General features: G+C 69.0%; 16 protein-coding genes, 3 tRNA genes and 1 pseudogene. 11 read left to right on the top strand and 9 right to left on the bottom strand.

Features of this window, described 5'->3' with window-relative positions; genetic code table 11:
* Positions 1 to 203 precede the first annotated feature (203 nt).
* The gene (locus MED01_RS24740; protein WP_238670941.1) at positions 204 to 1,142 is read right to left on the bottom strand and encodes an oxidoreductase; all 939 of its coding nucleotides are present in this window, start codon (positions 1,140 to 1,142) and stop codon (positions 204 to 206) included.
* A 95-nt stretch (positions 1,143 to 1,237) separates the two neighbouring features.
* Here MED01_RS24740 and MED01_RS24735 point away from each other — a divergent pair, with 95 nt between their 5' ends.
* The 7 genes from MED01_RS24735 to MED01_RS24705 all read left to right on the top strand — a co-directional run bounded on the left by MED01_RS24735 (position 1,238) and on the right by MED01_RS24705 (position 8,537).
* Complete coding sequence (locus MED01_RS24735) at positions 1,238 to 1,873, top strand: TetR family transcriptional regulator (protein WP_238670940.1); 636 nt, start codon at positions 1,238 to 1,240, stop codon at positions 1,871 to 1,873.
* Between the two features lie 65 nt (positions 1,874 to 1,938).
* The gene (locus MED01_RS24730; RefSeq protein WP_238670939.1) at positions 1,939 to 5,061 is read left to right on the top strand and encodes a hypothetical protein; all 3,123 of its coding nucleotides are present in this window, start codon (positions 1,939 to 1,941) and stop codon (positions 5,059 to 5,061) included.
* 263 nt (positions 5,062 to 5,324) lie between these two features.
* Positions 5,325 to 6,824 (top strand): SulP family inorganic anion transporter, encoded by a 1,500-nt coding sequence (locus MED01_RS24725; RefSeq protein WP_238670938.1) that lies wholly within the window; start codon positions 5,325 to 5,327, stop codon positions 6,822 to 6,824.
* The gene (locus tag MED01_RS24720; RefSeq protein WP_372493711.1) at positions 6,824 to 7,276 is read left to right on the top strand and encodes a MerR family transcriptional regulator; all 453 of its coding nucleotides are present in this window, start codon (positions 6,824 to 6,826) and stop codon (positions 7,274 to 7,276) included. The genes MED01_RS24725 and MED01_RS24720 overlap by 1 nt, the downstream gene beginning before the upstream one ends.
* A gap of 103 nt (positions 7,277 to 7,379) precedes the next feature.
* Positions 7,380 to 7,712: a hypothetical protein gene (locus tag MED01_RS24715; RefSeq protein WP_238670937.1), complete on the top strand. Its 333-nt coding sequence runs from the start codon at positions 7,380 to 7,382 to the stop codon at positions 7,710 to 7,712.
* The gene (locus MED01_RS24710) at positions 7,709 to 8,158 is read left to right on the top strand and encodes a MerR family transcriptional regulator (protein WP_238670936.1); all 450 of its coding nucleotides are present in this window, start codon (positions 7,709 to 7,711) and stop codon (positions 8,156 to 8,158) included. Before MED01_RS24715 ends, MED01_RS24710 begins: the two co-directional genes overlap by 4 nt.
* 34 nt (positions 8,159 to 8,192) lie before the next feature.
* Positions 8,193 to 8,537 (top strand): YnfA family protein, encoded by a 345-nt coding sequence (locus MED01_RS24705; RefSeq protein ID WP_238670935.1) that lies wholly within the window; start codon positions 8,193 to 8,195, stop codon positions 8,535 to 8,537.
* 3 nt (positions 8,538 to 8,540) lie between these two features.
* Here MED01_RS24705 and MED01_RS24700 read toward each other — a convergent pair.
* The 3 genes and pseudogenes from MED01_RS24700 to MED01_RS24690 form a co-directional block, all read right to left on the bottom strand.
* Positions 8,541 to 8,696 (bottom strand): annotated as a pseudogene (locus MED01_RS24700) (kinase); the annotation flags it as partial.
* 15 nt (positions 8,697 to 8,711) lie between these two features.
* Positions 8,712 to 9,170 (bottom strand): pentapeptide repeat-containing protein, encoded by a 459-nt coding sequence (locus MED01_RS24695; RefSeq protein ID WP_308193550.1) that lies wholly within the window; start codon positions 9,168 to 9,170, stop codon positions 8,712 to 8,714.
* Between the two features lie 20 nt (positions 9,171 to 9,190).
* Positions 9,191 to 9,266: transfer RNA gene (locus tag MED01_RS24690), tRNA-Lys, on the bottom strand.
* Between the two features lie 315 nt (positions 9,267 to 9,581).
* Here MED01_RS24690 and MED01_RS24685 point away from each other — a divergent pair.
* A complete protein-coding gene (locus MED01_RS24685) occupies positions 9,582 to 11,288 on the top strand; it encodes a Na+/H+ antiporter (RefSeq protein ID WP_238670933.1) in 1,707 nt (568 codons plus the stop codon).
* 66 nt (positions 11,289 to 11,354) lie between these two features.
* On the opposite strand, the gene MED01_RS24680 is transcribed toward MED01_RS24685, so the two are convergent.
* The gene (locus tag MED01_RS24680; protein ID WP_238670932.1) at positions 11,355 to 14,015 is read right to left on the bottom strand and encodes a DUF4132 domain-containing protein; all 2,661 of its coding nucleotides are present in this window, start codon (positions 14,013 to 14,015) and stop codon (positions 11,355 to 11,357) included.
* Positions 14,015 to 14,323, bottom strand: a complete 309-nt coding sequence (locus MED01_RS24675; protein WP_238670931.1) for a hypothetical protein — start codon at positions 14,321 to 14,323, stop codon at positions 14,015 to 14,017. The genes MED01_RS24680 and MED01_RS24675 overlap by 1 nt, the downstream gene beginning before the upstream one ends.
* A gap of 109 nt (positions 14,324 to 14,432) precedes the next feature.
* Between MED01_RS24675 and MED01_RS24670 the strand changes: the two genes are divergently transcribed.
* Positions 14,433 to 14,903, top strand: coding sequence for a TspO/MBR family protein (locus MED01_RS24670; protein ID WP_238670930.1), 471 nt, complete (start codon positions 14,433 to 14,435; stop codon positions 14,901 to 14,903).
* 111 nt (positions 14,904 to 15,014) lie between these two features.
* Here MED01_RS24670 and MED01_RS24665 read toward each other — a convergent pair.
* A tRNA-Lys gene (locus MED01_RS24665) sits at positions 15,015 to 15,090 on the bottom strand.
* Between the two features lie 187 nt (positions 15,091 to 15,277).
* Here MED01_RS24665 and MED01_RS24660 point away from each other — a divergent pair.
* Entirely contained in the window at positions 15,278 to 16,540 is a 1,263-nt protein-coding gene (locus tag MED01_RS24660; RefSeq protein ID WP_238670929.1) for a L,D-transpeptidase, read from the top strand.
* Between the two features lie 249 nt (positions 16,541 to 16,789).
* Positions 16,790 to 18,082 (top strand): L,D-transpeptidase, encoded by a 1,293-nt coding sequence (locus MED01_RS24655; RefSeq protein WP_238670928.1) that lies wholly within the window; start codon positions 16,790 to 16,792, stop codon positions 18,080 to 18,082.
* 112 nt (positions 18,083 to 18,194) lie between these two features.
* Here MED01_RS24655 and MED01_RS24650 read toward each other — a convergent pair.
* Both MED01_RS24650 and orn read right to left on the bottom strand, forming a co-directional pair.
* Positions 18,195 to 18,267, bottom strand: a tRNA-His gene (locus MED01_RS24650).
* 104 nt (positions 18,268 to 18,371) lie between these two features.
* Positions 18,372 to 18,962: an oligoribonuclease gene (gene orn / locus MED01_RS24645; protein ID WP_308193549.1), complete on the bottom strand. Its 591-nt coding sequence runs from the start codon at positions 18,960 to 18,962 to the stop codon at positions 18,372 to 18,374.
* Between the last annotated feature and the right edge of the window lie 33 nt (positions 18,963 to 18,995).

The following is an 18,995-nucleotide window of genomic DNA, read 5'->3' as shown; positions in this document are numbered from 1 at the left end:
CGCGGGCCACCCCTCATTCACCAGCGGTGGAGCACATTCACCGCCAGCGCGGCCACCACGGTCACGAAGAACACGACCCAACCCACCAGCTGTCGGGAACGGTGACAGTGACGTAAGCAGCGAACACTCTTCCTCCGTTGTGGTCGTTCGCCGCATGGACGATCCAGCACGGTGGATGTGAAGAGTGCCGGGTGGTGCCGCGATCAGCTCGCTGGCCGCAGCGACCCGAACCGCACGCCGGTGGCCTGTTCGGACATCTCCCACACACGGCGGCCGTGCTCCGGGTCGATCGCCGCCGCGGACAGCTCTCCCGGCGCGGGGTGGCCGCGCAGCTCGGCTGGCCCACCGGGAGCGATGAGCCGTCCCGGTTGCGCCCCGGGGTCGGTGGCGGCGAACAGCTGCGGCCAGACACCCCGCTCGACCGGCTGGGCGAGAAGCGGGTTGCCGATCCGGCCCAGCAACAGCCGCCAGATCGGCGTGCTCGCGCTGCTCTGCAGGTTCGTCGCGGTGTACCCGGGATGGGCGAGGAAGCTGCGCAGTGGGCTGACCGCAGCGTCGAGCCGCCGATGCAGCTCGTAGCCGAAGATCGCGTTGGCCAGCTTGGACGTGTTGTAGAAACCCATCGGGGAGTAGCCCCGCTCGCCGGTCGGGTCGTCGAAGCGCACCTTCGCCTGGCGGTGGTTGACCGAGGTGACAGTGACCACCCGCGGATCCCGGCCGGCCAGCAGGAGGTCGAGCAGGAGGCCGGTGAGCGCGAAGTGCCCGAGGTGGTTCGTGGCGAACTGCATCTCGTGACCCTGCGGGCTGAGGGTGCGCGGCAGGGCCATCACCCCGGCGTTGTTGATCAGCACGTCCACCCGACGGTGGTCGGCGTGCATCCCGTCGGCGAAGGTCCGCACCGAGTCGAGGTCGGCGAGGTCGATCCGTCGGACGTCCAGGTCGACGCCGGGTCGGGCTGCGGCGATGTCGGCCGCCACCCGGCGACCTCTCTCCTCGTCGCGGACGGCCAGCACGACGCGCGCATCGCGAGCGGCGAGCGCCCGAGTCGTGACCAGGCCGAGGCCCGCTGTGGCACCGGTGACGACGAAGGTACGGCCACTCAGGTCGGGGATCTGTTCAGTGGACCAGCCATTGACAGTCATGCGACCTACTGTGCTATCGGTGACACTCAGTGTCAACCAGTGCGCGTGATGCCAACAAGGGCATGGTGTGGCACCGAATGACGTAGCATCGACGGATGAGATCCCGTGCCGACAACAGCCTGGCCGAACGCAAACGCCAGCTCGTTGCCGACGAGCTGCGCGACGCCGCCCTGATGCTGCTCGCCACAAAGGGTTTCGACGCGGTGACCGTCGACGACATCGTGGCGGCGGCCGGCATGTCGCGACGCACCTTCTTCCGCTACTTCGCGTCCAAAGAGGATGTGGTCGTCCGGTTCCTGGCCGACACCAGCGCGGACATCATCACCGAACTCGCCGCCCGGCCGCCCGCCGAGCCACCGTCGGTCGCGCTGCGCCACGCTCTCTGGGTGCCGCTCGCCGCCTGCAACGACCACCCGGAGCACTCCGAGCGAGCGCGGGTCGTCGTCCGTCTGATCCTTGACACAGCCGCCCTGCACGCCCGCTGGCTGGAACGCCAGATCGAGTGGCGAGCCGAGCTGGCCGCCGAGTTGGCCAACCGCCGTCGCGTCGACCCGCACACCGACCCCTACCCACGGATGGCCGCCGGGATGGCACTGCTGGCACTCGACACGGTGCTTCAGCGGTGGCAGCCGGGCGACGACGAGCAGCACCTGGCCGAGCTGATGGACCAGGCGTTCGCCGTCGTGGCACCGGCCCTCGACGCGCCCGCCGCGTCACAGGCCGCCGGCTGATCGGCACCCTGCGCGAGTCAGCGCGGTTTCAGCGCCCTTTCCGGCCAGCTCAATACGTTCGCGGCATGACACTCAAACGTTCCACGCGCACCAGGCGCGGGACTGCCGTGCTGGCGATGATCGCGGTCACCGCGACAAGCGTGCTCCTCGGTGAGCCCGCGTCGGCCGATCCCGTCCCCGTCCCCATCTCTCAGGCGGCTCTCACCGACCGGGCCTTCGGCCAGGTCGCCGAGATCCATCTCCAGGGCGCCGCTCGGATCACTACCGTCGTCCTGTCCGCCGAGTTCGTCCAGTGGCACCGGCTGCACCCGAACGCCACCGCCGAACAGGCACAGGCCCAGCTCACCGCACGCCAGCAGCTACTCGACGGCTCGTTGACCACGTTCGACCTCCTGCTGCCCGAACAGGACCTGCTGCTCAAGTCCGTCGACATCCTGCTCGGCGCGCCCGGCGGCGACACCCGGACCTCGCCGGAGATCACCGGCCTGGTCGAGGCCGTGATCGGCAGGACGGTCGAGCCGTGGGACACCCGCGAGGAACTCGCCTCCGGCGCGCTGCGGACCGCCCAGTGGCTGCGCGGCCGTGATGACGCCTTCGCCGCTGTGTGGTCCGCGGTCCGACAGGCAGGGGCCGCGAGCGCGCCGGTCGCCGCCGCCTGGAACGCCGTCCTCGGTGAGCCGGTCGGGGTGGACATCACCAGCACCTACGAGGAGTTCCAGCAGGATCCCGGGCTTTCGCATGTCGACCTCGACGCGATCCTTGCGCTGCGGGACGACCCGGCGGCGTACGTCGCGGCGGCCAAGCAGCAACTGGCCTCCCTGCACGCGCAGCTGCTCGGCCTGAGCCTGGAGATCCGCCTCGAAATCGGCGAGAACGACCAGAAGTGCCCGCCGGAAGGGCCGCCGAGCGCCGCGTGCACAGCGGCGGCGAAGAAGGCCGCGGAAGACAGGGACAAGGCCCGGCAGCAGACGATCTCCGACGTCAAGGCCGGGGTGGGCATGGTCTCCACCATCATCGGGTTCGCCGACCCCGCCGCCGGCAAGAAGTCCAAGGTGATCGGGGAGGCGGTCCTCACCACGATCAGCGCGATCTCCAAGTACGCGGCGGCGATCAGCGGCCGTGGCCTCGCAGGCTCGATCTTCAGCACCGCGACGTTGGCGATGACCGGCAACATCTTCGGTGCGGTGATGTCGGTCGTCGGGCTCTTCGGCAGCAGCGGACCGTCGCTTGACACGCAGATCCTTGCCCAGGTCAAAGCGTTGCGCGACGAGGTGCGGGCCCTCGGCGACGAGATGCGCTCCAGCTTCGCGCGGGTCGAGGCCCAGATCAACACGGTGTACGCGAACATGATGGCCCAGTTCGACAAACTGAACGCCGCGATCGCCGGCAACACCGCGCAGATCACCCTCGTGCAGCAGCAGGTAGCCCAGCTCGGCCTGCGCCTGGAGGACATCGCCGCCACAGTGCTCGCCGCGATCGGCGACGCCACCCTGCACGACGCCCGCGCCGACATCAACAGGTACATCGGGTACCGGGAGAACTTCGGTCAACCGATCCCGACGTACAACGAGTTCGTCGGCCCGGAGAACGAGTTCCACCTGACCTCGACGCAGCTGGCCAGCGGAGCCGCCTTCGTCGTGCCGAAGACCGACGCCGACAACCCGGCGCTAGACCCGACCACGGTGCTGAACAGCTTCGGCGAAGCCCGGTCGATCAACTACCTGGCCCGGGTCGCCAACGGGCGTGACCCGTCGATGGCCGAGCCGTCGACGCCGGTCGGCAACCCGGCGGTGTGGAACCTCGGCGCGCAGTCGTACGCCATGTTGATGCTGCAGAACCCGACCTACGCCGCCCAGGTCAGCGCCGGCCGCGCCGCGCAGATCGAGGCGGAGGGCACCCGCATCGCCGACCTCGCGGCCAGCTTCGGTCGACCGGCCGACGGCAACGCCAACGGCCTGATCACCGGGCTGGTCACCGAGTACGTCGCCGCCACCAATGAGCTGTCGACGGCGCTGGCCGCTCTCCGGACCAACGAGGTCCAGGTCCGCTACGAGCCGGACGCCAACGGCGTACAGGTGAAGACGCCCAAGAACTACGACCTGTTCTGGGACACCGACAAGCCGCTCGCCGCGGCGCCGGCGAAGGCCGACGAGGCGACGGTGCCCTCCTGCGAGAGCAGCAGGCAGATCGACCGGCCCAGCAACGTTCGCTACGACCTGATGTCGAACATGGTGCGGGCACTCCAGTACGCGTACACACCGCGCCACGACGAGCCGCCGGCCGGTGTACGGGAGTTGCCCGAGGTCGGCCACTGCTACACGCCGAGCTGGGTGCACACCCGGACGACGGGCAACGGGAGCGGAGTGATCCGCTCATACGGCAAGCTGCGGTTGCAGATCCACAGCCGGTTCCGGCTGAACTCGTCAGCGGCCTGGCAGAACTCGCGTACCGCCGACTACACCTGGCCGGACGAGCAGGTCTACCAGGTCTACTGCGAGTTCTTCAGCTGTAGCAGCCAGACGACGCCCGAGCAGGGTCTGACCCAGAAGTGGCCGTCCGGCAGGTACGCCTTCGCGAGCGGCGCGACAGCAGTGAACAACACGGCACTGGACACCACGCTGACGCCGACCCTGCGCGGTTTCCTCCAGGCCCGGCAGAAGTCCATGTACGACCGGGTACGGGACCAGAGCACCCAGGTCAGCGGGCCGGTGCCCACCGCCCTGAAGAAAGTCAACACGGCGGCGCGGCTGCTCCAGGCGTACACCCGGTTGGGTCTGCCCAACGCCCTCGACTCGGACGACGTGTTGTCCGCGAACCTGTTCGGGCAGTACCAGATCCCGGTGAACATGCCGACGGACGCCAAGATCGGTAATGCCTATGCCAAGGCGAGCGGGAACTACGCCCAATGCGGCCCCACGCCATGCTCGCCCGACCCCAGCCGCCCACTGCGCGACCAGGCCAGCCTCAAGGTGCCCTGCGAGCCCGCTGTCGACTCGTCCAACCTGCCCGGTGACCCACTGGGCGACTGCCTGATCACCAGCGCGCGATCCCGCGCCAACACGCTCATGCGGCGGTACGAGGTGTGGGCGGACCAGATGACCGCCGGCCTGCACCGCGAACGGGTGCCGTGGATGAACGACACCCTTCTGGGCCTGCGCATCGCCACACGCCTGACCCACGCCAACTGACCGGAGCATTGCCGGCGTCTGCGGACGCCGGCAACGCCTTGTGTCGGGTTCAGTGGCGATCCAGTGATGATCACCACGTTCGATGAACTCTCCAGTTACGGAAGGGTAGCTTCGCTGTCGGCGCTCAAGGCGAGGCCGCATCGCTCCCCCCGGTGACCGTGACGTGTCCGGGCGATGCCGCCCTGACGCCGATCTACCGACTGTCGCTGATCGGCGGGTAGCTGCCGAGCGCGTCCCCGGGACGCCCGAGTGGAAATGGCTGTATGTCTTCTGTGCTGTCCGCGGTCAACCGGCCGCGTCTGTCCCGTCCGTCCTGGTTGTCGCCGAAGGTGTTCCGCACCGAGGTCCTCGCCGGTCTGGTCGTCGCCCTGGCGTTGATCCCGGAGGCGATCTCGTTCTCGATCCTCGCCGGTGTCGACCCCCGCGTGGGGCTGTTCGCCTCGTTCACGATGGCAGTCACCATCGCGATCTGCGGAGGGCGTCCGGCGATGATCTCCGCCGCGACCGGAGCCATCGCCCTCGTCGTCGGGCCGCTGGCGAAGGAACACGGTCTGGACTACCTGATCGCGGCGGTGATTCTCGGCGGCGCGATCCAGATCCTGCTCGCCGTGCTCGGCGTGGCGAAGCTGATGCGGTTCATCCCGCGCAGCGTCATGGTGGGTTTCGTCAACGCCCTGGCCATCCTCATCTTCGCCGCCCAGGTCCCGCACCTGCTCGGAGTGCCGTGGCTGGTCTACCCGCTCGTCGCCGTCGCCCTGGCGATCATGGTGGGGCTCCCCCGGCTCACCCGCGCCATCCCGGCGCCGCTGGTCGCCATAGTGGTCCTGACCCTGGTCACCGTCTTCGCCAGCGTGGCGGTGCCGACCGTCGGCGACGAGGGCGCCCTGCCGGACAGTCTGCCCACCCTCGGCCTGCCGCAGATTCCCTGGACCATGAACACCCTCACCCTCGTCGCTCCCTATGCCCTGGGGATCGCGCTGGTCGGGCTGATGGAGTCGCTGATGACCGCCAAGCTCGTCGACGACATCACCGACACCCCCTCCAGCAAGACGCGCGAGTCCTGGGGCCAGGGCGTGGCCAACATCGTCACCGGTTTCTTCGGCGGCATGGGTGGCTGCGCCATGATCGGACAGACGATGATCAACGTGAAGGCGTCCGGCGCTCGTACCCGGCTGTCGACGTTCCTGGCCGGTGTGTTCCTGCTGGTCCTGGTCGTCGCGCTCGGCGACGTGGTGGCGGTGATTCCGATGGCCGCCCTGGTCGCCGTGATGATCATCGTGTCGGTGTCGACGTTCGACTGGCACTCCGTCGCCCCGGCCACGCTGAAGCGGATGCCGTACGGCGAGACCATCGTCATGGTCGCCACAGTCGCCACCACCCTGGCCACCCACAACCTCGCCATCGGCGTCGTGGTCGGTGTCCTCACCGCCATGGTGATCTTCGCCCGGCGGGTGGCCCACCTGGTCGAGGTCACCAGCGTTCTGGACCCGGACGGCACGACACGGATCTACTCGGTGCGCGGCGAGTTGTTCTTCGCCTCCAGCAACGACCTGGTGGGCCAGTTCGACTACGCGAACGACCCCGAGACGGTGGTCATCGACATGACCCACGCCCACGTCTGGGACGCCTCATCCGTCGCCGCCCTCGACGCCATCACGCACAAGTACGCCACCCGCGGCAAGACCGTCGAGATCATCGAACTGAACAAGCCCAGCGCCCGCATCCACGACACCCTCGCCGGTCAGCTCGGCGTTGGCCACTGATGGCCACCACCAGCCGGGAGACCGGGCCGGAGCAGCACGGCTCCGGCTCGGCCACCGGCCGCCTCATGCAGATCGGCGAGGCCGCCGAACGGGTCGGGCTGAGCATCCGCACCATCCGCCACTACGAGGAAGCCGGCCTGATCGTCCCCTCCGCCCGCAGCGAGGGTGGCTTCCGCCTCTACACCGAGCCCGACCTCGACCGCCTCGCCGTCGTCAAACGCATGAAACCCCTCGGCTTCACCCTCGACGAGATGCGGGACCTCCTCACCGTCCTCGACGCCCTCGACACCGCCACCGGCGCCGACCGCGCCGCCCTGCTCGACCGGCTCGCCATGTTCCACACCGCCGCCACCACCCGCGTCACCGCCCTCCACGACCAACTCGCCATGGCCGAAGGCTTCGCCGACACGCTCCGCGCCGAACTCGACCACCACAAAGGCCCGACTGTCTGAACGCCCCCGGCATCGGTGGCCCCGATCTGTGCCGACCGGTCGGCACGCTTGCTGAGCGTCCGGCTTGCATCCGGTACTCAGGTACAGGCTTACCGTCGTTGGTATGACCACTGACTCCCAGGCGTGGGTGCCCGAGTCGTGCACCTTGCCGAGCGGGCAACGGCCCCTGCGGCTGGCCGAATTCGACAACCTGTTCGCCACCGCCCTGCTGGGGCAGCAGCGGCTGTCCCCCACCGAGCTGCTGTGGCATCTCGACCCGAGCGCCGAGGCGACCGCACGGGACCTCATCGCCCGGGAAAGCTCCTGCTGCTCGTTCTTCTCCTTCACCCTCGGCGTCGACACCGGCACGCTGTGCCTCGACGTGCAGGTGCCGGCCGCGCACGTCGACGTCCTCGACGCGCTCGCGCTGCGAGCCGCCGCCGGGCCGACGGCGTGAGCGGATTGCGCAGCGGCCAGGTCGCCGCCGCAGCCGGGGTGAACCCGCAGACGCTGCGCTACTACGAACGCCGCGGTCTCCTCGCCGAACCAGACCGAAGCCTGGGTGGACACCGCCTCTACCCAGCCGAAACGGTCACCGTACTCAGAGTGATCAAAGCGGCGCAACGGCTCGGGTTCACCCTCGACGAGGTCGCCGAGCTTCTCGACGCGGGCCGGCACCGTCACGGACGCCACCCCGACGCCGGCCTGCGGGCCCGCGCCCAGGCGAAGCTGACCGAGGTCGAGGTGAAGATCGCTGACCTACAGGTCATCGCCGGCACACTGCGCGCCGCGGTGAAGGCCGGCTGCGACGACCTCGTCGAGTGCGCCGACCAGCCGTACTGCCCCATCCCCTTCGCCACCATCGCCCCGCCAGGCGCCTGTTCGACCGGGTCACCGGCATGATCGGGGTCCGCTGGCGGATCGGTACGGTCCACCCATGACCGTCGTCCGCTCGATCCTGCTGTTCATCGTCGCCGCCCTGTTCGAGATCGGCGGGGCGTGGCTGATCTGGCAGGGCTGGCGCGAGCACCGCGGCCTGTGGTGGATCGCCGCCGGAGCCATCGCCCTCGGCGCGTACGGATTCGTCGCCACCTTCCAGCCCGACCCGAACTTCGGGCGCATCCTCGCCGCCTACGGCGGAGTGTTCGTCGCTGGATCCCTCGCCTGGGGCATCATCGTCGACAAGTTCCGGCCCGACCGGTGGGACATCATCGGCGCCGGCATCTGCCTGATCGGTGTCGCCCTGATCATGTACGCGCCGCGTTCGGCGGGCGGCTCCTGACAGTAGGTGAAGGCGTCGGCGAAAGTCGTGCTCGACCAGGGCGCAGCCCCGGCCGTGCCGGCGTCGTAGCTCGCGGGCGATGCTGCTCTTGCCGGAGCCGGAGTTGCCCCGGATGCAGACGAGGATCGTGTCCGGGCTGCCAGCGGGTTCAGCGAGCACAATGCCTCCTCGGCTTCAGTCGTTTCGCACTGTGAGGCCGAGGGCGGCGACGGTCAGCTGGGTGAGGTCAGGAAGTTGGCCCTCGCCGAGGGTGACGCCGCGCAAGTTGTCCAGCGGCGTCTTGAGGCCCTTCAGCCGGCTGCCCCGCAGGTCGGTGCCGTCGAGGTGGCAGGAGTCCAGTTCCAGTCCGGCGAGGTCACATGACCGCAGCGCGATGCGCGGTAGTCGGCAGGAGGACCACGCGCCGTTGGTGAGAGTGCAGTCGGTGAAGGCGACCGAGCCGGCGGCGGTGACGCGGTGGAAGGTGGCGTAGTCGAAGCGGCAGCCGTCGAACAGGACGTCCTTGAGGCGCACGTCGGTGAGCCTGGCGCCGGTGAACCGGGAGCCGGTGATCGCGCAGCGTTCAATGGTGACCGACCGAGCGACGACCCAGCACCCGCGTACGCGAAAAGGCCCCGACCCAGTGTGATCCACCAGGTCAGGGCCTTTTTCGTTGGTGCGCCGCCAGGGACTCGAACCCCGAACCCGCGGATTAAGAGTCCGCTGCTCTGCCAGTTGAGCTAGCGGCGCTCGTCGGCAACGGGACGAGACGTTAGCACGGTCCCGGGACACGCCGTCGCCGTGCGGGTCGGGGGTGGTCGGAATGATCCGCGCCCGGCGAGACTTCTCGTCCCGCAGCCGCAGCAACAGGCCGAACGGGCCTGGGGACCGGTCCCGGCCGTGACGTTGACGTACCGGTAGTCGTCGCCGGTGCTGGGCACGGTGGCCGTGTCCAGCAGTCGACCAGGTCCGGTTGATCAAGCGGGTACGCTCGTTACTGCTGCATGCTGCGCTGACCGGCACCAACGGCGCCGAGCTGCCGGCTCGGCCGCGCGCTCGCAGTGGATGGAACCTCGCGCCGCTCCAGGGGGAAGTAACCAGGTGAGCACCCATTCGATGTTGTTGTTCGTGCTCGCCGCTGTAGCGGTCATCGTCGTCGTGCGGTGGGTGGCGGCCCGCACCGGTCTGCCGGCCGCAGCGCTTCTGCCACTCATCGGCATCGCGTACGCGCTGCTCCCCGGCCCCAACATCGGCCTTGATCCCGACTTCGTGCTCATGATCGTGCTGCCGCCGTTGCTCTACAGCGCCGCGCTGGACTCCTCGCTGTTGGACATCCGCCGGAACCTCCGCATCGTGGTCAGCCTGTCCGTGCTGCTGGTGCTCCTCACCGGGGTACTGGTCGGCATCGGGTTCCACCTGTTCGTCGCCGGGGCGACGCTCGCTGCCGGGATCGCTGTCGGCGCCGCCATCGCGCCGCCCGACCCGGTGGCAGCCCTCGCTGTGGGCCGCCGAGTGAACCTGCCACCGAAGATGGTCACGATCATTCAGGGCGAAGGGCTGCTCAACGACGCCACCGCGCTGACGATGCTCAGCGTCGCGGTGGCCGCCGCGGTGGGTGGTGAGTTCTCGTTCCCGTCCGCCGTTGCCCAGTTCGTGCTGGCGGCGGTCGGCGGGGTCGCCGTGGGAGCGGCAGTGGCCTGGCTGGTACGTCTGGCCCGACCGTTCACCGCGGACCCGCTGTTGTCGAATGCCATCTCACTCGCTACACCGTTCGTGGCCTACCTGTTGGGCGAGGAACTGCACGTCTCCGGGGTGCTCGCCGTGGTGATCGCCGGGCTGATCGTCGGTCATAAGACGCCGCAGCTCACCTCGGGTGCCGCCCGGCTGCAGACCAGCGCGGTATGGCGGCTGGTCGACTTCCTCCTCGAAGGCTTCGTCTTCCTGCTGATCGGCCAGCAGCTTCCCGAGGTCGTCAAGGGCCTGCGTCAGTACGACACGTCGACCATCGTCACCGCTGTCGCGGTATCGGTCGGCGTGGTGCTCCTGCTGCGCCCCGCGTGGCTGGTGCTGACCCAGTCCCTCCCCCGGTCGCTGCACACCCGGCTGGGCGGAATCTCCGAGCAGGACGACCCCGGGACCGCCCGGCAGATCGAGCGCGCTGACCGCAACGCCCGCCGACTCACCTCCCGCGAAGTGGTGGCGCTGAGCTGGTCCGGCACCCGTGGCGTGATCAGCCTGGCCGCGATCTTCACCCTGCCGCTGACCACCGACAGCGGCGCACCCTTTCCCGACCGTGACCTCCTGCTGCTCTGCACCTTCGTGGTCGTCCTGGTGACACTCGTCGGGCAGGGCCTGACGTTCGCGCCGCTCGTGCGGATGCTGGGCCTGCGCGCCAACGAAGCCGACCAGGCCCGCGTACGCAACGAGGCCCGCTCGGCAGCGGTCGAGGCCGCCCTGGCCCGGCTCGACGAGGTTGCCGCCGCGGAGCCGGACAGCGCGGCGGCCGTCAACAAGACCCGTACGCAACTGCTGGCCCGACTGGCTCGCTACCGCGGGCGGCTGGACCATCTGGAGCAGAGCGGCTCATCCGAGATACAGACCTCACCGGCGTACGAGGCTGCGCTTCGTGTCCGGCGGACGGCCATCGACGCGCAGCGCGAGGAACTCGTGCGGTGGCGCGACTCCGGCCGGTTGCCGGATGAGGAACTCCGCGTCCTGGAACGTGAACTCGATCACGAAGAGCTGCTACTCCCGAAGCGGGCCACCAGCTGAACTGCCACTACCGCGCACTGCCCTTGGGCCGCTCAGGGCACACCCCGCCAAAGCAGCGGCACGTTGTCACGGTGCCAACTGGTGCAGGATCACCGGATCCTTGATCTTTTTGTCGGCGGCCAACAACAACGCCTTGCTGATGATTTCGCCGAGCCGGCTGTCGCCCTCGAAGGGCAGGAACATCTCCGGCTCCTTCGCCTTCGCCGAGTCGGGAATGATGCACAGGTACCGGTCGTCCGGGGCGATCAGGATGTTGCCCGAGCCGCAGTGGATGCGATACGTGTGCAGGTCACCCCGTACTTCGAGGAACCGGTCGGTGAACGTGCACCTGTTGGCGATCGCCAGCCGGGGAATCAGCTCGGCCAGCACCTCCCGACGAGTCCTGGCGGTCGGGGTGAGGTCGCCGAAGCTGCTCTGCGACCAGTAGTCGCGGTACCGGCCCTGGGGGCCACCGTCGTACCAGTTCGGGTCGTTGCCCACCCCGGCAGCGGCCACGAACAAATCGACGTCGCGCATCACCTCGCTCAACACGACAGCCGGAACCTCCTCCAGCGGCACCGGCGTGCGCTCCCCCCGGAGGAACACCAGTTGGTCGGTCCCCATCGTGTCGAACATCAGATCTTCGACCCGATCCTCGATCCCGGCGATGTGCAGCACGGCGCGCAGCTCCCAGTCCGGAAGGGCCAGCCAGGGGTCCGGGGAGCTGGTGCCGTCGTTGCGGTGTCGAACGTGCGACCAGCCGCGCCGGGACAGCAGCGCGTTGAGACGGTGCTGGCGCACGATGTGCGCGGCGAAGCGATTGGAGTACGTGCCGGTGGCGCGCTCCGCGTCGGTAAGCAGGTACTGCTCGCGGTGCGCCTGCTTGAACGGCTGGGTGATCATGTGCCGGGCCAGGAAGTCCCGCCAAGCCAGGACGGCAGCCGGATCGTCGACCGGGTGCCACAGCCGTACCGTCGCGTCGCCGGCGGGTTCGAACACCGTGTCGTCCACGGTGCGCAGGGCCTCGCCGCCCCAGCAGCAGGCGACGCCGTCGACGGTCCAGATCAGCCGTCGGGCGAGGGTCCGGGCCAGCGGGTGGTCCAGGAACCGCTCCCGCCACTGCTCGACGGTCCACGCGCGGTCGCGCCGCAGCAGCCCTTCCAGGCGGTCGCGGGTCCCGATCAGCGTGGCACCGATGTCCGCGACGGTGGCCTTCAGCTCCTTCAACTCCTCGCCGTGGTCCTTGCGCGCCTGCGCCGGAGGAGCCTTGACCACCTTGCCGTCGGAGTTGCGCCACACCACGACGGCATCGACGCTGCGTACCTCGACCTCGTACGAGCTGTCACCCAGCTTGTCCGCGAGCGGCAGCCCGAAGCCGGGCAGGGCCATCTCCTCGACGTCCTCACGGCCGACGCCGAGCGCCTCGGCGTGCTTGGTCAGGCCCTTCTCGACGATGCGTAGGGTGCTCTTGTAGGTGAGCCGCGACGCCAGCCGGGCCAGTTGCGCGAGGGCGGCGGGGTGATCGGTGTCGACGAGCACCGCGACCGCGACGTTCGCCAGCTTCGGGCTCGACGGACCGTGGCCGGGAACCTTGCGGGCGGCCCGTTCCGCGATGTGGCCGAGGCTGCGCAGGGTCTCCTCCGACGGCGGGCACATCGCTCGCGCCCAGAGCAGGCCCCACAGCACCCCGACGTTGTGGCGGTCGGCCAGCCGCGGCGGAAAATCCTCGATGTGACCGGGGCAGCACGTGGTCATGCGCAGCGGCAGACTGCGCGGCAGGCCCACCAGCGGAAGCCAGTCGTCGAGCCGATCGGTGAACTCGTCGACGCCGACCGCGTCGAGCAGAACCCGGGTGCTCTTCTGCCAGGCGGCCGTCGGCCGCGCCTTGTCCGCGCCGAGCAGGCAATGGGCAAGCAACGCCTGCCACTCGGATCGGCGCTCCTCCGGCATCGCGTCGATGTCCGCGACGGCCCGGTCAGCCCACTGCTCGCCGACGTTGACGATGGGCCACATCGCCTCGCCCTCGGGGCCCATGTCGGAATATCCGCGCTCGATCCGCGTCCGCCGCCAGGTCGCCAGGGCCGCCGGGTGCGAACGCCCGGCGAGGTACTCGGCTTGTAACGACTCCCGGGTGAAGCTCACGAGTGACGCGCTCCACCGATCGAATCCCAGCCACGCCTGACCGCCCAGCCGTTCCAGCCACCCGGATCCAGTCAGCCCGCCGGCCGAGCGCACAGCGCGGATCAGCCCGTTCAGCCCGTGGCTGTCCTGTCCCGGCACGGTCAATGCGTCGAACACCACCTGCCGCGCCCGCACCGGCTGGACGGTCAAAAGCTGCGTCGCCCGCTCCCAAACCTCGCCCCGGGCGACGTCCCACGGCGTGTCCTGGCTGGAGGGCAACCTCGGCAGACCATCGATCACTGCCATCGCCGCGGCGGCCCGGCGGTCGTCATCCGCCCCGTCACCATCCAGCACCGCGACGGCGGCGCCAAGCTCCTCGGCCCGCCGCGTGGCATCCGGCAGCAGTTCGATCTGCGGGGGCGCCAGCTCGTACGGCCCGGCCGGGTCATTGAGCGCGGCGAGCAGCGCCGGCCCGGTGCCGTCCGGCGCCCAGCCGCACACCATGCTCACCCGATCGACGAAGTCCCGCTGATCAGTTTCGTTGAGAGCGTTCTGCCTGCGCTCGCACCGCCCCCTGAAGGTGGTGACCACGTCGCGCAGCGCCTGCTCCGGGTCGAACGTGTCCATCAGCCACCGACCAGAGGGACGAGCTTGAGGAACGTGATCCGGGACCCCGCATGCAGGTGGACCTTGTCGTCCAGGGCCGTCACCTGCCGGTCGTCGACCAGCACCACGAAGCCGTTGCGGCCGAACGCCTCGAGCGTCGCCCGGGTCCGCTCCTCCGGATCGACCTGCCCGCCGGACTCCGCGACCTCCAGAAAGACCCGCCGTCGAATCAGCTCGCCGAGACGTACCTCTTCCTCGAAGATCTCCATGGTCCACCCAGGACCTCTCGGCGCTCCGGTCACTTCATCGGCGATCGTGATCATCGGCATGGCGCAGAGGCTAACTGAGCACTCCGACAGCGTTCCGCTCTCGTTCCACCGCCCGCCGGCCGGTGAACGGAGCGCGATTGATCCGTCGCAAGCCGGGTAGCTGAACGGCATGCGACTACCAACCCTGGCCAGGACCGCGGCAGCGGTCACCGTGACAGCCGCCGCCGGGGCGACGGTCACCGACGCCTCCTCACGCTGGTACCAACGGCTACGCAAGCCGACCTGGCAACCCCCGCCCGTGGCGTTCCCGCTGGCATGGACGCCGCTGTACGCCCTGATCGCGGTGGCCGGCGCCCGCGTGCTGGACCGCACCAGCGGAACCGACCGCGCCGCGTTCACCCGTGCCTACGGGCTCAACCTGGCCCTCAACTTCGGTTGGAGCGCGCTGTTCTTCAAGGCTCACAGACCCACCGTCGCGCTGGCCGAGATCGCCGCGCTCAACGCCTCCAACTTCATGCTGCTCCGTCGCGCCGCACGGACCGACCGTGTCGCGGCCGTCGCACTGGCCCCGTACGCCGCGTGGACGCTCTTCGCCACCGTCCTCAACGGCGCCATCGTCCACCTCAACGCCAACCGTTGAGCGAGAAGATCATCGTCGTACCGCCGTGTGTGTCCGCCAGTTACCGGACGTACCGAAGACACAAAAAAGGCCCCGACCCGGTGTGAACCACCAGGTCAGGACCTTGATCGTTGGTGCGCCGCCAGGGACTCGAACCCCGAACCCGCGGATTAAGAGTCCGCTGCTCTGCCAGTTGAGCTAGCGGCGCTCGTCGGCAACGGAGAGAACATTAGCACCCCCGGAAGGCGCGCTCCAATTCGGTTACCCGGGTCCCCCCTTCGGTCGAGCTTTGCCGGCAAAAAGCCCCAAACCGGCCACCGCCGTCAAGATCGGGGCGTGGGTTGGGGCGGTGATGCGGCACGATGTCCGCCAGGTACGCGAGAACAGAGGTGGGCATGGCACGGTTCACGCGAGCCGGGGCGGTGGTGGGCGCCCTGACTCTGGCGGCGTCGCTGGCACTGACCGGATGCGGCGGCGGCGAGAAGAAGCCGGAATTCGTTGGCGGGGCGTCCTCGGACGTGAGCGCCACCCCTGGCTCGGCCGCACCTTCGACACCGAGCACGCCGAGCGGGCCAGCGCTCACGCTGAGCCCGGCGAACGGCACGAAGAACAGGCCGGTGAGTACGGAGATCAGCGCGAAGCTCCCGGACGGCGGGAAGGTGTCCGCGGTCACCCTGACGGCGGACGGCGGCGGCTCGATCGAGGGCAAGCTGCGTACCGATGGTTCGTCCTGGGTGCCGTCAGCTCCGCTGAAGTGGGGCACCCGCTACACGGCCACTGTGACGGCGAGCGCGTCGGACGGCACGAGCAGCCAGGGCACCAGCAGCTTCACCACGATGGCCAAGCCGAAGTCGACTATCGGTTCGGGCCTGTATCTCTTCGACGACAAGAGCTACGGGGTGGCCATGCCGGTGGTCACCGAGTTCCACCCGGGTATCCCGAAGAAGGACCGGGCGGCGGTGCAGAAGCGGATGTTCGTCCAGACCGACCCGCCGCAGCCGGGCGCGTGGCACTGGGTGAGCAATGGCACGCAGGCCTACTACCGGGCTCCGAAGTACTGGAAGCCGGGCACCACGATCACCGTGCGGATCGCGCTGGCGGGGATGCCGCTGAGCAACGGCAAGTACGGCGACATCGACCGCAAGGCCACCGCCAAGATCGGCCGATCGTTCGAGATGAAGGTCGACAACGCCAACAAGAAGATGACTGTGTACGAGAACGGCGCCGCGGTGCGCACCATTCCGGTGAGCCTGGGCAAGAAGAGCACACCGTCGTCGAGCGGCACGTTGGTGGTGATGGAGAAGAAGGAAGCCACCGTCTTCGACACCCGCGACGACCCGGATCCGGCCAACCGCTACGTGACCGACATCCAGTTCGCCCAGCGGCTCACCTGGGGTGGCGAGTACATCCACGCCGCGCCCTGGTCGGAGCACGTGCAGGGGCGGCAGAACGTCTCGCACGGCTGCGTGAACGTGTCGATGGCGAACGCCAGGTGGTTGTTCGACAAGACCCGGATCGGTGACCCGATCACGATCAAGGGAACCGAGCGCAGGATCGCGGCCGGTAACGGTTGGACGGCGTGGAGCCTGAGCTGGTCGGAGTTCGTCAAGGGCAGCGCGTTGCCGGTGCCCAGTGGTGGGGCCGGCCCGGCGGTCTGAGCCGTCGGCCTCGTTGCGCCGGCTCGGCCGTTGGCCGGGCCGGCGTACCCTTGCACTCCCGCCGCTCGATGACTGCGCGGCGACCCCCACGCTCCCGGCACGGAGACGAACCAGGCTCACGAAACGCCGGATAGTAGCAGGATTCGGGCACTATTGATGGCGTGTTTCGGTTCACCCTCGGCAACCGGGGCCGGCTCTGGCGCGTCAGTAAGAGACGATGGGGCAGCGACCACAACTGTGAGGGAATGCATGCGAGCTAGCCAGGACCAGCTGATCAGGCCCGGTGGGCGACGCCGCGTGTTCGCGGCGGGGCTTCTCGCCGTGGCGTTGGCCTTCACCTCGGCCTGCACCGACGGCGACGGCGGCAAGCCGTCCTCGTGGCACGGCGGCGGGGAGAACCCGGCACCGAAGGCCGCCGCGACGATCAGCGAGCCGGCGGCCGACGCCAAGGACGTGCCGGCGTCCACCGGCATCACCTTCACCACGAAGGACGCCGTGGAGACCGCTGTCGAGCTGAAGGACGCCGCCGGCAAGGCGGTCGAGGGCGCCCTCGCCAAGGACGGCAAGTCGTGGCTGCCGACCGGCGCGCTGGCCTACGGCACGAGCTACACGGCCACAGTGACCGCCAAGGGCGACGACGGACGCCCGGCCACCGCGACGAGCACCTTCACCACAATGGCCAAGCCCGGCAATCAGGTACGGGTGAGCAGCTTCCTCGGCGACAACCAGGTCGTCGGGGTGGGCATGCCGCTGATCGTGAAGTTCAGCCGGGCCATCCCGGAGGACTACCGCGACGACGTGCAGCGCCGGATGACAGTCACCTCGACCCCAGCGCAGGAGGGGATCTGGCACTGGGTCAGCCCCACCGAGATCCGGTACCGGCCGAAGGAGTTCTGGAAGCCGAACACCAAGGTCTCCTACCGGGTGCAGGCCGGCGGCCTGCCGATGGGTGCGGACTGGTACGGCCGCGCCGACCTCTCGGTGGACGTCAAGATCGGCGCCGCGGTGGTCATGACCGTGGACAACAAGACCAAGCGGATGACGGTGACCCGCAACGGCTCCGTGATCAAGACCATCCCGGTGAGCCTGGGCAAGAAGAGCACCCCGTCGTCCAGCGGCACCATGGTCGTGATCGAGAAGCTGCGCAAGACGGTCTTCGACACGTTCGAGGAGCTGGGCCCCGATGAGGGCTACCGCACCAAGATCGACTTTGCGCAGCGCCTCACCTGGGGCGGGGAGTTCATCCACGCGGCGCCCTGGTCCGAGGGGCAGCAGGGCACCACGAACGTGTCGCACGGCTGCGTGAACGTGTCGATGGCCAACGGCGACTGGCTCTTCAAGAACACCCAGATCGGCGACCCGATCACGGTCAAGGGCACCGAGCGCAAGCTCCAGAACGGCAACGGCTGGACCGACTGGAACATGAGCTGGGACGAGTACGTCAAGGGCAGCGCCCTTCCGTACGAGCCTCCGGCCGACCCGGACGCCACCACCCCGACCCCGGACGGGACTGTCACCCCGTCCCCCACGCCGACCGCCTGAGCAAGCCGACGAAAGCCCCCTCTTCGGAGGGGGCTTTCGCGTGGTCCCCCACTTCGCCCGACAACGACTCAGGCCCCCTCCGAAGAGGGGGCCTGAGCAGTGAAACCAACTGGGTGACTGAGGGGAATTGAACCCCCGACAACCGGGACCACAACCCGGTGCTCTGCCAACTGAGCTACAGCCACCATGCCGCCGTCGCCCGGTCGATCGCTCCGGGCGGGGTGCGGACCAATAATAGCCACACCACGGCCGGGCACGTCCAGCGGGTTGCCGGTCAGCGCGGCAGGGGTCAGAGTTCGGCGGCGATGGCCTTGGCGGTCTCGACGTCCGGGCCGGGCAGCGGAACGAAGACGGTGCGCCGGTAGTACTCCAGCTCCCGGATGCTCTCCCGGATGTCGGCCAGCGCCCGGTGCGCGAGACCCTTCTGCGGCTGGCCGAAGTACACCCGGGGGTACCAGCGGCGGCAGAGTTCCTTGATCGACGACACGTCGATCATCCGGTAGTGCAGGTGGGCGTCGAGGCGGGGCATGTCCCGGGCGATGAAGCCCCGGTCGGTGGCGATCGAGTTGCCGCACAGCGGCGCCGTACGCGGATCCTTGACGAAGGTGCGGACGTACTCCAGGACCAGGTCTTCGGCCTCGGCGAGGGTGACCACCGAACGACGGACCTCCTCGGTGAGGCCGGACCTGGCGTGCATGGTCTGCACGACCTCCGGCATCCCCTCCAACGCCGCCTCGTCGGCGTGGATGACCACGTCGACACCGTCACCCAGCACGTTGAGGTCGGGATCGGTGACCAGTGCCGCAACCTCGATCAGTTTGTCCCTGCCGAGGTCCAACCCAGTCATCTCACAGTCGATCCAGACGAGGAGATCAGCCACCGGGACAGCCTACGCGCAGCCCACGCCTCGCGG

Source organism: Micromonospora alfalfae (assembly GCF_022230925.1).
Taxonomy (GTDB): domain Bacteria; phylum Actinomycetota; class Actinomycetes; order Mycobacteriales; family Micromonosporaceae; genus Micromonospora; species Micromonospora alfalfae.
This window is presented reverse-complemented; position numbering and strand designations above follow the sequence as displayed.

What these genes read in the sequence shown, in the direction of transcription:
- MED01_RS24720 (WP_372493711.1), top strand. Translation starts at nt 6,824, where the DNA reads ATGGCCACCACCAGCCGGGAGACCGGGCCGGAGCAGCACGGCTCCGGC.
- MED01_RS24715 (WP_238670937.1), top strand. Translation starts at nt 7,380, where the DNA reads ATGACCACTGACTCCCAGGCGTGGGTGCCCGAGTCGTGCACCTTGCCG.
- MED01_RS24680 (WP_238670932.1), bottom strand. Translation starts at nt 14,015, where the DNA reads ATGGACACGTTCGACCCGGAGCAGGCGCTGCGCGACGTGGTCACCACC.
- MED01_RS24730 (WP_238670939.1), top strand. Translation starts at nt 1,939, where the DNA reads ATGACACTCAAACGTTCCACGCGCACCAGGCGCGGGACTGCCGTGCTG.
- MED01_RS24735 (WP_238670940.1), top strand. Translation starts at nt 1,238, where the DNA reads ATGAGATCCCGTGCCGACAACAGCCTGGCCGAACGCAAACGCCAGCTC.
- MED01_RS24670 (WP_238670930.1), top strand. Translation starts at nt 14,433, where the DNA reads ATGCGACTACCAACCCTGGCCAGGACCGCGGCAGCGGTCACCGTGACA.
- MED01_RS24705 (WP_238670935.1), top strand. Translation starts at nt 8,193, where the DNA reads ATGACCGTCGTCCGCTCGATCCTGCTGTTCATCGTCGCCGCCCTGTTC.
- MED01_RS24675 (WP_238670931.1), bottom strand. Translation starts at nt 14,323, where the DNA reads ATGCCGATGATCACGATCGCCGATGAAGTGACCGGAGCGCCGAGAGGT.
- MED01_RS24660 (WP_238670929.1), top strand. Translation starts at nt 15,278, where the DNA reads ATGGCACGGTTCACGCGAGCCGGGGCGGTGGTGGGCGCCCTGACTCTG.
- MED01_RS24655 (WP_238670928.1), top strand. Translation starts at nt 16,790, where the DNA reads ATGCGAGCTAGCCAGGACCAGCTGATCAGGCCCGGTGGGCGACGCCGC.
- MED01_RS24725 (WP_238670938.1), top strand. Translation starts at nt 5,325, where the DNA reads ATGTCTTCTGTGCTGTCCGCGGTCAACCGGCCGCGTCTGTCCCGTCCG.
- MED01_RS24740 (WP_238670941.1), bottom strand. Translation starts at nt 1,142, where the DNA reads ATGACTGTCAATGGCTGGTCCACTGAACAGATCCCCGACCTGAGTGGC.
- MED01_RS24685 (WP_238670933.1), top strand. Translation starts at nt 9,582, where the DNA reads ATGGAACCTCGCGCCGCTCCAGGGGGAAGTAACCAGGTGAGCACCCAT.